This is a genomic window from Pedobacter kyungheensis (assembly GCF_000812965.1).
Taxonomy (GTDB): domain Bacteria; phylum Bacteroidota; class Bacteroidia; order Sphingobacteriales; family Sphingobacteriaceae; genus Pedobacter; species Pedobacter kyungheensis.
Genome location: NZ_JSYN01000021.1, coordinates 1 through 12,885, shown reverse-complemented (window position 1 = coordinate 12,885; position 12,885 = coordinate 1). Strand labels below are relative to the sequence as shown.

12 protein-coding genes are annotated in these 12,885 nt (G+C 37.2%); 4 read left to right on the top strand and 8 right to left on the bottom strand.

What is annotated here, in order from left to right; translation table 11 throughout:
• Window positions 1-166: 166 nt before the first annotated feature.
• From OC25_RS17485 to OC25_RS17460, 6 genes are all read right to left on the bottom strand, one after another.
• Complete coding sequence (locus tag OC25_RS17485; protein WP_052266284.1) at window positions 167-1,399, bottom strand: hypothetical protein; 1,233 nt, start codon at window positions 1,397-1,399, stop codon at window positions 167-169.
• Window positions 1,400-1,402: 3 nt separating this feature from the next.
• The gene (gene lepB, locus OC25_RS17480) at window positions 1,403-2,368 is read right to left on the bottom strand and encodes a signal peptidase I (protein ID WP_156131512.1); all 966 of its coding nucleotides are present in this window, start codon (window positions 2,366-2,368) and stop codon (window positions 1,403-1,405) included.
• A gap of 74 nt (window positions 2,369-2,442) precedes the next feature.
• A complete protein-coding gene (locus OC25_RS27010) occupies window positions 2,443-2,787 on the bottom strand; it encodes a helix-turn-helix domain-containing protein (protein ID WP_052266283.1) in 345 nt (114 codons plus the stop codon).
• Window positions 2,788-3,103: 316 nt separating this feature from the next.
• A complete protein-coding gene (locus OC25_RS28545) occupies window positions 3,104-3,586 on the bottom strand; it encodes a GtrA family protein (protein WP_039478713.1) in 483 nt (160 codons plus the stop codon).
• Between the two features lie 518 nt (window positions 3,587-4,104).
• Window positions 4,105-5,088 (bottom strand): hypothetical protein, encoded by a 984-nt coding sequence (locus OC25_RS17465; RefSeq protein ID WP_039478711.1) that lies wholly within the window; start codon window positions 5,086-5,088, stop codon window positions 4,105-4,107.
• A gap of 578 nt (window positions 5,089-5,666) precedes the next feature.
• Window positions 5,667-6,545, bottom strand: coding sequence for an RteC domain-containing protein (locus tag OC25_RS17460; protein ID WP_039478708.1), 879 nt, complete (start codon window positions 6,543-6,545; stop codon window positions 5,667-5,669).
• A gap of 475 nt (window positions 6,546-7,020) precedes the next feature.
• Here OC25_RS17460 and OC25_RS17450 point away from each other — a divergent pair, with 475 nt between their 5' ends.
• From OC25_RS17450 to OC25_RS17440, 3 genes are read left to right on the top strand one after another with little or no spacing between them, the layout of a single operon-like run.
• Window positions 7,021-7,662, top strand: coding sequence for a Crp/Fnr family transcriptional regulator (locus OC25_RS17450; protein ID WP_052266282.1), 642 nt, complete (start codon window positions 7,021-7,023; stop codon window positions 7,660-7,662).
• An 11-nt stretch (window positions 7,663-7,673) separates the two neighbouring features.
• Window positions 7,674-9,083 carry a hypothetical protein gene (locus OC25_RS17445; RefSeq protein WP_039478702.1) on the top strand — a complete coding sequence of 470 codons (1,410 nt, stop codon included), beginning with the start codon at window positions 7,674-7,676 and terminating at the stop codon, window positions 9,081-9,083.
• Window position 9,084: 1 nt separating this feature from the next.
• Window positions 9,085-9,411: a hypothetical protein gene (locus OC25_RS17440; protein ID WP_039478701.1), complete on the top strand. Its 327-nt coding sequence runs from the start codon at window positions 9,085-9,087 to the stop codon at window positions 9,409-9,411.
• Between the two features lie 262 nt (window positions 9,412-9,673).
• Here OC25_RS17440 and OC25_RS17435 read toward each other — a convergent pair whose 3' ends face one another.
• Window positions 9,674-10,063: a helix-turn-helix domain-containing protein gene (locus OC25_RS17435; protein ID WP_245222043.1), complete on the bottom strand. Its 390-nt coding sequence runs from the start codon at window positions 10,061-10,063 to the stop codon at window positions 9,674-9,676.
• A gap of 286 nt (window positions 10,064-10,349) precedes the next feature.
• Window positions 10,350-11,498 (bottom strand): hypothetical protein, encoded by a 1,149-nt coding sequence (locus OC25_RS17430; RefSeq protein ID WP_039478698.1) that lies wholly within the window; start codon window positions 11,496-11,498, stop codon window positions 10,350-10,352.
• Between the two features lie 280 nt (window positions 11,499-11,778).
• On the opposite strand from OC25_RS17430, the gene OC25_RS17425 reads away from it, so the two are divergent.
• Window positions 11,779-12,870 carry a sensor histidine kinase gene (locus tag OC25_RS17425; RefSeq protein ID WP_039478697.1) on the top strand — a complete coding sequence of 364 codons (1,092 nt, stop codon included), beginning with the start codon at window positions 11,779-11,781 and terminating at the stop codon, window positions 12,868-12,870.
• Window positions 12,871-12,885 lie beyond the last annotated feature (15 nt).

Here is a 12,885-nt window from a genome sequence, read left to right as displayed (position 1 = left end):
TTGGAGAATATATGGGCAAGGTGCATATTATTTCACTAATACTCACCTATCCATTTCATTGCAAAGCGGGGAAGCAAACCCGATATTGGTGGCGAGTTCAGGGGGTCAAGCTCCATACTGCCATTCATTATTACTTAAAAAAATTCTCTTCAGAAGCCTTCTATCATTAAACCCAATCAATTGTACGGCGGACAGTGTAAGCTATCAACAATAAATGATAGGCGCAAATAAGAACCTTTACTACTAATTTCTGTTTAGAACTAAAATTCCGATAATATTTTGCGATCAATACTGCGGGAACAAAAAAGAATCCGGCGGTACTAAGATATACATATCTATCTGCTATAATTGATGTGCGACCAAGTGGGATGATATGTAAAGTTAATATCAAATTAAAGAAAAAGAACCCCAAGCCAAACAAAACAAATTTGTATTTATGTTTATACCAATACCATATATAATAAATCAAAAAGATTAACAGAACAGGATAGAACCAATACTTAACTGGCATTGATTCACCTACTTTGTAAGGGAACGGATAAAATTTATGTAAAGCAATTGGAGCCAATAGTTTATTTATATACTCATTAAAACTGTAACAAGCAAGTATAACTCTTTGCGAAAACGGATAATAATGATGTTCAAGCATTTTATGGAATCCAATATTTTGAATATGTATGCTTAACAATCCGAATAGAAGTGAAGAGATAAAAAATGGTATTTTTTCCGTGAAAATTTTTCTTTTTAGAATATTTCGACCAAGAAAGTAATCTATCATTATTAAGAAAATTGGAAAAACCACAGATTGTTCCTTGGACAGAAAAGCTAATAAAGAGCAAATAAAACAGAAAATTAAAGACACAGTTTTCGAACTTTCTATATACTGCAAATAAAAGTTAAGTCCTGCTAAAAAAAAGAATGAAAACAATAAGATCTTTGATGCAGAAATCCATGCTACAGCCTCTATCTGCATTGGATGAATTGCAAATATTAGGGCAGTAAAGAAAGCTATATATTTTAGATTTAATTCAGAAATTCCTTTTAAGTTCTCAGTAACATGTGCCCGGACTAATATTCGCTCCAGGAGTAATAAGAGTAAACACGAATTAAGAATATGTATAAAAATGCCAATAAGATAGAACCAGAAAGGGTTTAATCCACAAAATGCATAAACTAAATTGTAATATAACGTATTTAATGGGGAAAATTGACCGCCATAAGCATTTGAAAAAATCCAAATTACGTTAGTGAAATCTAGCGTGTAAACCTGGGCGTTATTATATAACATCCAACCATCATCTCTACCTGAAAAATTATTATTTAGGATAGGAAAATATACTCCCAGAATTAGAAATAGTAATATTAATCTTGAGATCCATCTGTACGTTAATTTTCTCATTTTCTATTTTATAAATTCAACTCTACCTTTAATTAAAATTCGTGGAATAAATCCAAAATATCTAGAATCAATGGCATTGAGTCTATTGTCTCCAAGAAGAAAATAATAGTCATTTTTAAACTTATAAGTTTTTATTGCCTTTCCATCCATATAATACACTCCAGAAATTGACCTTGTTACCTCTTTTCCTTCAAATTGTTTGATTACATCTTTATATATTCTGTACACACTTTCTGTAAGTATAATCTGTTCATTTTTTTTCGGAATTTTGATGGGACCGTAATTTTGATAGTTCCATTCGCCTTGTTTAAATGATGGAAATACAGGAGGAAATGTTGTATTATGTTGAAATCGTATCATACGGTATCCTTTCTTATTTAAGTTTTCCTGCTCTGTTACAGAGATATAAAAATGTCTTACATAATTCTGTTCCCCCCCCTTGCTCCGTAAGTCCTGACTTTTTCTGCGCTCCTTAATTCCCCAGAAATCAGTTTTCTTTACATAATCAAATTTGTATGTACCCAGATCATTTTGAACCACGCTGTTTATAAATACAGAATCATTCTTAATGTAAACCACTTCGCCTGGGAGTCCAATACACCGTTTTACCAACAAGTTATTTTTCGCCTTCTCGGGAGAATAAAACAAGACAATTTCGTTTCTGCGGGGATCAGATTTAAACCATACATTGCTGAATGGTAAAATATTCATATCATGTAAGTTAAATAAACCTTTTAACACACCGATCTGATTCAAAGAATTAGGGATATTAATGCCATATGCAGCTTTATTAACAATGATGATATCGTTAGCTTGGATGGCAGTCTCCATTGAGCGAGAAGGCACAAGGTAGATGTCTAAAATTAAACTTTTTACTATAATCAGTATTGTTAAAAAGAAAAGGGAATAGCTGATTTTTTTTAAAAATTGGGGCGTAACAGTTTTTTCTTTGATAGTTTTGAGGCGCATATCACTGTTATAACTTTTTGTCTTAACGATGTTCACAGAATCCAGATATTTAGGAAAGCTTGAGGATAAATGCCTTAACTATCGGATAACGCTTTCTCTAAAAGGAGCAGCAACTTTCCCTTTTCTTCCATCAGCTCCCTATTTCTTTCCTTTAAAAAGTATACCTCGACTGTTGAAGCGACTTCATAGTTGTTAACAGCTTGTCGCTCGGAAAATATGTCATCGGTGAGATTAATTATTGTAACAATAGGAACATTTAATATTTGAGAAATTTCATTTAGCCGCTTTAGTGTTATTTCTATTTCATCTCTTTCGATCTTTCCGTAACTAGTGATTGAAAGATTCATTTTATCTGCAATATGTTGCTGTTTGATTCCTCTAAATTCTCTAATTTTTCTAATATTTGCTCCTAAATTCATTTTATTAAGCGTTATTTTAAATTATTACAGTATTAATTTTTTTTTAAGTATTTCTAAAACATTTGCAATTTCTTATATTCTCTTTAGGGTAACTTTATCTATTTCTAAACTTATTATGCTATTGACTGATAAGTGTAGCTTCTTAGGCCCAATTTTAACATTTGTTATACCCCGAATATTGTTGTGATTGTTTTGCTCGTGAAGAATACCGATTGTATTCGAAACAACTAACCTAACTAGTAAAAGTAATTCTAAGGACATATTTAGACTGTATATTGGCACTTTTTGTTATAACAAGAACAAGTATTTCAACTAATTAATTCCGAAACGAAACTTTTTTCTGAAAAAAGTAATTTAAGGTTTGAATACTAGCTGTAGTGAATAAAAATGAAAGTGTTAAATTCCAATTAAGATAAATAACTAGATAATCAAGTAGGTTCTTTGAAAAATAAACGGAAGCAATCGTAGATATACCATACCGAAGAAACGAGCTTCCTTTCGTCAAACTGCTATCAAATACAAAATTCTTGTTCAAAAAAAAGCCAATCGGCAAGGTGATGCTCATTGAAGCCATTAAAGATTTCATATTATTGTTCAAAAAAAACATTTCATTAGAATTCTTATCGAGCAACAGGAAATAGGTTAAATGAAAGACTGAGAAATTAATCAGAAAACAAATACCACCAACGGCTAAATATCGATAAAGTTCGAAAGGTATTATTTTTTTGAAAAGAGGGAAAAATATATCTAGTATACAACCTATGGGATTTAGGTTGTTTTTTTTGAGTTGATCGAGCATCGCGGGTTAATTTGACTTACCGAAAGTATATATTTGTCATGAAACAATTATAAAATAAGAAAGAACAAGCGTTTGTTTAGACAAGCCAAAGTAGTTTTTCCTTCAAAATCTTCCAGTAAAAGACATACAACTTGTAAAAAAAGGAATCAAAACTTAATAAGATATTACCAATCCCTTTAATCTTCGAGAGAATGCACAACATGGGATACAAAAAACAGTCATTAACACTAGAAATATTCCAATATTTACTAGTTTTTCTCGCTTTCAACAAAGCGGAGCAAACAAACGTTTGCGCATATTTAGTTTAGGAACTGTAAACATAGTCGACTACAAATCAACGAAGTTTCAATCCCGAATATTAAAATCATAGGATTTATTACAGTAATGATAGAACCGGATGTAGCATCCTTAATTAAACGACTTTCGTTTTAATTGAGCCATCGATTTTTAACAAAGTTGTTTCACGGGACATCAAATGAAAGTGAAAGGATTTTAATTTTGATTGGGCCTTTTTACAACTAATTTCTTAGTCTTTCAAACGCCAATTTTCTTACTTCTAGGTTTTTATCCGTTTTTGCTATTTCCGTTAAACTTGGTTCAAAAGTAATTTTACTGACTGCCATTTTTCTTACCCCCGCGTCCTTGTCCGTTTTCGCGATTTCAGTAAGACTTGGATTAAATGACATTTTGCTAACGGCTATTTTCCTAACCTCTGGATCCTTATCTGTTTTTGCTATTTCTGTCAAACTTGGTTCAAAAGTTATTTTGTTGACTGCTATTTTCCGAACTTCTACGTCCTTATCGGTTTTCGCGATTTCAGTAAGACTTGGATTAAATGACATTTTGCTAACAGCTATTTTCCTGACCTCCGGGTCTTTGTCTGTTTTGGCAATTTCAGTAAGACTTGGATCAAAGGATATTTTGCTAACTGCTATTTTTCTAACCTCTGGATCATTATCTGTTATTGCTATTTCTGTCAAACTTGGTTCAAAAGTAATTTTGCCAACTGCTATTTTCCGAACTTCTACGTCTTTATCTGTTTTGGCAATTTCCGTAAGACTTGGATCAAATGATATTTTGCTAACCGCTATTTTTCTAATCTCAGGATCGTTATCTGTCATTGCTATTTCTGTCAAACTTGGTTCAAAAGTAATTTTGCTAACTGCTATTTTTCTAACGTCTGGATCCTTATCTGTTTTCGCTATTTCTGTTAAACTTGGTTCAAAAGTTATTTTGCTAACTGCTATTTTCCTAACCTCTGAATCTTTATCTGTTGTTGCTATTTCTATCAAACTTGGTTCAAAAGTTATTTTGCTAACTGCAATTTTCCTAACCTCGAGATCCTTATCTATTAAACTCGTTGAATACAAAATTGAGTCCGAACTGGTAACATTATTTGTTACAGTAGTGCTTTTCGAATTATCAGTTTTTCTTAAATTAACATTGCAGCCAACGATCAGAATGATCGTAAATGGAATTAATAGAAATCGTGATGTTTTCATTTGTTCCTTATGATTGTTTTATATAGCGTATGTATGGGACTAACATCGTCCTGCCTATTTGTTGTACTAAAGTATCAAAAATATTTTAGAAAGCATCCAAGAGATTTTTAAAGTCGATGCAGATTTTTAGTATTTACACCCTTATAAAGCTAAGTAATTTTACTGCTGGCACAACCAACAATTCTGGTATGTAAAGTAAATCGCCCGCACTTTCTAATGAACCTTGAGTACTTTTTTCAATAGCGTGAAAGTTCTGGAAAAGGTTGATCTGTGAAACAATCGATCACCCATGCAAAAATTACAAGAAAAAGAAGCCGACCTATTCCACGTCTTGGTTTCTTCCTGCTTCTTCCAGGCCCTATGCACAAACCCGTCAACCAGGAAAACCTTATCCATCCTAGGCACGAGCCCTAACGCCAACCAGTACTATAACCGGCAAATACTGCCATAGAAATGATTTTTTTTCTTACCATAACACCAATTCCCGATGCCATATGGCATCGGGAAAGATGATAAAAGTTTAAAGGACCAAAAACCTCATTATTCTATCAGAGATACGTTCGAGCAAGTTGTCAAAATCAATTCAGATCATTCTTTCTGGAACCAGATTCCGGACGATAGGCATCATCTTCATCCATGTATTCCAACAGCCTATCCTTACAGAAATCCATAAAGCGCGTCCGGCTCAGGCGCTTCCTCCGCTTAATCTCCCGGAACCTATTCGCCGGAATACCAATATCCACCCCAAAACTCTCCTCCAGCCAGGAGAAGATTTCCCCCAAACCCGCCTTACCTCCAAGCTGACCAGACAGCCAGATCCCATATCCCAGCTCCACCAGATTAATCACCTCCCCTGCCCATTCAAACCTGGCCTTACCAGCTACCACAACATTCGCCTTCACCTCACCATCCAGCGCAGCCAGCTCCCCTAAAATATATTCCCGTAAATCCTCATACGCCATAAACTTGGTAAAGAAATAATCCCCGGCAGTCCCAAACTCCGCATCCAGAACCGGCAGTTCCTGCATCAGCGGAAAACCAACCTCCACACCCCGCACAAAAAGTAGCTCATCCATTTCAGTAAACCCCGACCGGTAATACTCATACAAAAAGGCATACTGCTTAAAAAACCGCTCAATAAACCGCAGCTCATCCAGATAATAAGCACGCAGGAGTTCCGGAACTCCTACAGGCCTGCCCTGAAGCAAACCAAACAAAGCCACATGATACACCTGCAATGCATAAAACTCGGGCTTCTCAAACTTGAAAAAGTACATCTCATCCAAACCGGTTTCAAAGCCCACAAGCAATACCTGAGCCTTCACCTGCTTTAAAAAGCCGGAAATTTCTACAAGCATCTCACTAAACTTCTCTACCAGAGAAATATCCCTGCCAGAGATCAACTTTAACCTGCCACGCACCTCACGCAGCAAAACTTTAAACGTATTCTTACGCATAACAATAGAGTAGATTAAGTAAAAATCACCCCTGCCCGTTAACTGGCCACAATTGCACACCGGGGTAATAAAAAAGTAGCAGTATCTTCATAGGCATGTTAGGTAAAATAAATCCTTGTTTTTTTGCGGGAAAACCATTCCCGGTAAAGCCGATACTAAACCAGACCAGGACTGTCCGAAGCGTTGCCCGTCCGTCCGTAATTTCTCCGCTAAATCTACAATTGAATGCATTGCCCTGACCTTGCACAAAACCGTGGCATAAAATTTTTTCCGATAGTTTTTCTACGCACATCATCGTATATTTTAGGTTAACAATTTGAACAGCAATCAATCCGATAGCTAAAAAAGTAGTCTATTAACAGGTAGCATATAACAAAAGCAAGTAAATCCCGTTTAAAACCTATATCCTTCCGACAGGACAATATTAATGAGGTAAAGGCGCTGAAAAGTTGATTTGTGACACAATCGACAACCTATGCAAAAACAAGCTCCCCAAGAAGCCGATTTATTGGAAACGCTGAGCTTCATCGCACCACTTCCTGCCCCCCTGCAAAAAAGAGTAAATGAAGAGGTAGTCACCGAGTGTTTCAGCCATAAACACCTCCTGCTCAAACCCGGCGAAATTTCCAGAAGATTGTATTTTATCCGCAACGGTTTCCTACGCGCTTTTTTCATCGACGAGCTTGGCAAAGAGTGCACCACGTGGTTTATGGGGAAGGGAGACCTGATGATCTCGGTATACAGTTTTTTCACCCAGAAACCTGCTTATGAATACATAGAAGTACTTCAGGACTGTAAATTGCAATCGATCAGCTGGCAGCAACTTAACGCCTATTACGCGGATTTCCCACAAGGCAATCTGTTGGGCAGGATTGTCACCCAAAAGTATTACATCATGAGCGAGGAACGGGCGATTTTCCTGCGTACTCAAACACCAACGCTGCGCTATGAAAAATTACTCGAACAATACCCAGATATCGAACAGCAGACCAGTCAAACCAATATTGCCTCGTACCTTGGAATCAGCCGGGAAACTTTAAGCCGGATCAGGCGTAAGAAACTAAAAATGTGTCACCAGACACAAAATGCCAAAAAAACAGCTCCGCTTTCCATTTAAAAATTAACCTCATGAATACAAAGTTTAAACTTACAACAGTGATTATTTTCTTGTTGTCAGCATGTCATAAAGAACCTATCAACAGCGACCTTGCGGAAGAAAAGCCAGTACAACAAGCTTCATTAAGCCTCGAAGACGCCAAAGGTTACATCGATCAGATCGAACCAGATAGCGCTAAGGTCCTAAGCAAAATCAGTATCGACTGGACACGAGCTAGAAATAACAGCACCGGAAGCGGAAACAAGTGGACGATCCTGCTGAACGAGCAACCTACTTACCAGGGTTACAAACAAGGATACCGGGAACTGGTAATATTAAGGGATAAAAACCGCCAGAAGATCGCTGCAAAGATATTGGAAATTATTCCAGAGGCCATTTACCTGCAAACGAAAAGAAAAATAAGCGCATCCGATTTCACCGGAAGGGTATTTGAATATGACCTCAACTATAACCTGACTGGCGGCCGGCTATATAGCAGTGGTAAGCCCGTTGGACTAATCAGGCAAATTGCCCAAAAGGATCTCAACCAAAATGCAAACCAAAAACTACTGGATGTAACCCACTTTCGCGGAGCTCAGGGAAAACTTATGCTTCGGGCTGTGGAAACCTGCGTATGGGTACAGGATTTCTATATTGATGCAGAAGGAGATTTTACCGTCCACTCCACCCAAGTTTGCTCCACCAGCTTTATTGATGACGGTGGCAGCGGAGGAGGATATTATGATGGCATCGGTGGTGGAAGCCCTGAACCGCAACAGGGAGGCGGAGGAGGTGGTAGTGCCTCCCCACCATCACCGCCCCCTCCATCCAATCTACCTGGCGAAAACAATAACACGGTCAACCCCAGGGAAATGATGGAATGTTTTTCACAAATACCCAATCCCAATGCAGCCTTCGTTGTAAGGGTTTACGTCGTAGAACCCCAGCCTGGAACCTCATTTAATGTTGGCGCTAATAGTTTTGGACACGTCGCCATATCATTGACCAAAACCAGTGGCGAAAACAGCATTACACAAACTGTTGGCTTCTATCCAACCGGAGTTGGACTGGACAAGCTATCATCAAGGTCGCAAATAATAGATAATGGTTTTGATGCCTATAATATCTCGTCGACATATTATGTAACGGGTGAAAACTTTCAAAAAGTTATCGATTTTATAAGTAACCCGCCAAAAAATTATCACTTTACGGACTATAATTGCTCAGCATTCGTTTATTCGGCTGGGCAGGCAGGGGGAATCCCAATACCAGACCCCACCACGCAAATTGGACTTGGGGGACCTGGTGGCGCCGGTTATGCCAAAACGCCAGCGGGAATGGCGAGTGCTTTGCGGGAACAAAAAGCGAAAAACCCTAATTTAGATATTAATGAGGCTGGCGGAAAAATACCAGAAAGTCACGGACCATGTAAAATTCAATGAAATGAAAAGAAAGATTAAAACACTTATATTGGTAATTGCCTCAATCGTTTTTATCAGCAATTTACCACCAATTACATATTTTCTGCAGGAAAATTATCACTATCAAAACAAAGATGGAAGTTTTCAATTTTCAGAACAGGGAGGACCTACACAAGATTTCGATGTAGCTAAATCTAAGTTTGAAAGTTTCAAACTTAAAAATCCAGATAATCCTCACAAGACATTGTTTAGAACATTCACACTAAAACCGTGGAGGTTTTGGGAATGGTGGCAGATGATAAGGCATTTTGAAAGATTCAAGCTACCTTATTACCCAAAAGCTGGCTAACACCCGTTATAACAAAGACTTAAGGAAAATTAACCGAGAGGCAAAAGCATATGACATTACTTTACCTGATACACTGATTGGCCTCTCGGTCAATCTAAGCAGTTTCGATAAGCCCATCTAGGTGGTAGAAGGCGGCAAATTTCATGCTGAAGACGAACCTTTATTAGCTTCTTTAACTTTTTCTCAAATGTTTTTTATAAAACTCTTGTCAATGCGCAAGGTGGCCTCATTTTCCATCACGGGTCAATGTATCATTCTGCGATCACTTAGTTGGTTGATCGAACCCCTCGCTGAAAAATTCCGCAAGGCTAATATCCAATGCCGATAATACCTTGAGCAACGACGAAAAATTCAAATCCTCCCCATTCTCATACCTCCAAAGCTGCGTGCGGTTAAGGTCATGTTTAAAAGCAAATTTTTCATAGTTGCGCTCCCCTTTAGCTTCCCTAAGGGAACGAATCCGTTCGCCAACCAATTTTAAAACCTGCTTTATATGCTCGCTGTTCTGATCGTTTTTGGCTCTACTCATAGGGGCAAATTTTTCATAGTTGCGTTCCCCTTTAGCTTCCCTAAGGAAACGAATCCGTTCGCCAACCAATTTTAAAACCTGCTTTATATTCTCGCTGTTCTGATCGTTTTTGGCTCTACTCATAGGATAAAGTAAACCAAAATGATGCGCCAAAGGTACTTCTAAAAAGAAACATCATATTAGATACATCTTATAAGAAACAAAATTGTATCTTTATTATGTTTCAAATACCAATAAAATATGGAAAAGGAGGACATACTAGATATCCCGATCGAAAAACTTGGTTTTAGTTCGAATTTTCGCAGGGCTTGTGATACCATGAATGTCAGCACGCTAAACGACATCACATCTGTTCTGCCTGAACAACTGATAAATAAAAAAGGATTTAATTACAGCTGGTTGGGCGAACTCAGCGCGTACTTAGATAAGAAAGGACTGTTGCATTTATTGCAAAGACCATAGGAAAAAAATTTCGGTTGATCCGCTGGATCATGCGCTGTAACAGATCCCGCACACGTGCAGCAGTATGCTGATCAATACTGTAGAATTCTTTGCTCAAGCTTCCGGGCGAAATTATGACTTGTCTTTTGCTTTGAAAATAACCGGCAAAACCTTTGAAAATGAACTGGAGGTTCTGCGTGGCGAAAACACTTTCTTCGTAGAGTAACCGAATCAGGCAGGAAAGGTGAGCGACTGACATTTCAAGTGGTATCTTGAGCACCGCCACTTCATTTTTATTATATGCAGATTTTTTAGTCAGCAAAATCTCTTCCTGCAACCAATCCGTTATCATTGTTTTTATGGAAGGCCATGAGGGATCGTAACCTTTGTTTTTCACTTCAGGAACTGACAAAACTTCTGCTTTCTGCTCAACCAAATACCTGAGTTTCTCGTGACTGTCTTTCAAATCGCCAATTGCAATCCCCACATAATCTTGGTAGTAAACAAGAAAAGTAAGATTATTAAAATTTGAACGAACAAGCAGAGAAACAAGTGATCTCTCTGCGTCTTCTGAATCGTAATCAATTGAAGATAATCGATTAACAACATATTCGAAATAATGCAGCGAGCAAAAATTAAATTTTATTATATCAGTATCTTCAGACATCAAAGCGAACCATTTTACGAGACAGGTAATTAGAGAAGCATTCAGGTTGCTTTCCTGCAGTCTTTGCCGGATATAACTGATACTGTTGGAAAGTTGGCACATTAACCTTTGATGATACATTAAAGGTGCCAATACGTTTTCATTGAAATAGTTTGAGTAATATTTTCGCAGATGGTCTATAAGCTCTAAAAGCTTACTTTGCGGAACTATAAGTTTTTCGTCTATCTCTAACCTATATAAGTTATCAGAAATATTTGTGATCACCTCGAGGTGATAATGAAAATAACGCACCAGACTATTTTCTGGTATATCGGAAAATATAACCTTTTCCCATGCCCTATGAATTTGACTAAAGCATTTTTCAATATCAATCTGAACTATTCTATTGCTGTCTGAATATTTCTGTTCAAATAATATTTCTTCTATATCCTTCAGTTCATTCTTAAGCATAGTAAAATATTCTACTGGTGCATTATTCTCAGGTTCTACTTACTGGTTGAAAATATGAGTACTAGAAATGATTGTATTTGTCACCGTTGTGGGATCTGTTTCCAATCGCTTACCAACCTTTCTCGAAGATTCATAGTCCGCAAATAATTGCTTGCTTTTTGCTGGGAGTTTGCTTGTTTTCATCATAATTTTAATTTTTAATAGTAATTTAATAGTCTATGTTTTATTTATAAATTATATTACAGATTCGAGCGAGTTTGTGTGTAAAACACTAATTCTCATGATAAATTTGATAAGTTTAAAATTCACCGAGCAAACTATAAAAGCAGTCGTAATCCAAACCTCATTCTGGATACTTTTTATAGTGTATGAGTTATTGGCTGTGTACTATCATATCGGATCCCTGGAAGGGCCTCTGATATACATTGTCTATTATGCGATAAATATTACGCTGTTTTATGCCTGCCTTAACCTATTAAGTTATACACTAGAAGGCACGAGGGTTAATTACTTCAAAGGTGTAGCAGCATATTTTGCTCTACTTATTTTTTTCCTGATTATTAAAGCTATTGCCGATCACTTATTGGGAAATCCCCAACCTGCCACAAACGATCCTTATATATATATCAAACAGTTTCTTCCACGGAATCTGACTCGCGCAGTATATTTCACCTTGTTGGCCATATTTTATTGTTCAGCGAAATATGTTACTCAGTATAAAAGGAAAGCATTAGAAGCTGAAAAACGACAATTGATAGTTGAAAAAAATAACGCAGCGTTAGAAGCCCAACTGTCCAAGTCTAGAAATGCATACCTCCAACAACAGATTAACCCGCACATGCTTTTCAATGCGCTCAATTTTGTTTACAACAGCACACAAAAATATTCCGATGATGCTGCACAGTGTATCTGGCTATTGTCCGAGATCATGCGGTTTAGTCTGGAAGAAGCAGATCAAGATGGAAAGATTAAACTAGGTAGAGAAGTAGAACAGATCGATAACCTCATCGCGATCAACCGCTACCGGTTCAAAGAACCCTTACATCTTAATTTGCAGAGGGCTGGTGATTTCGCTAGCTATAAAATAATCCCCCTTATCCTGCTTACGCTGACTGAAAACGTGTTCAAGCATGGGAACCTGACAGAAGTTAATTCACCCGCCGTCCTGAAATTGACAGTAGACGAGAACGGATTGTTAACTTTTTACAGCCGGAACTTAAAAAAATCAAAGAACGAACATCCCCGCATACGGAAAGCAGTGGGCCTACAAAACATCCGGCTGCGCCTGGATGCATTTTATAGAAGTGGCTACCAGCTGAAAATCGATGACCCCGGAGATTTTTATGAACTTACCTTAACTCTTCAATTATGAACTTAACCTGTTATA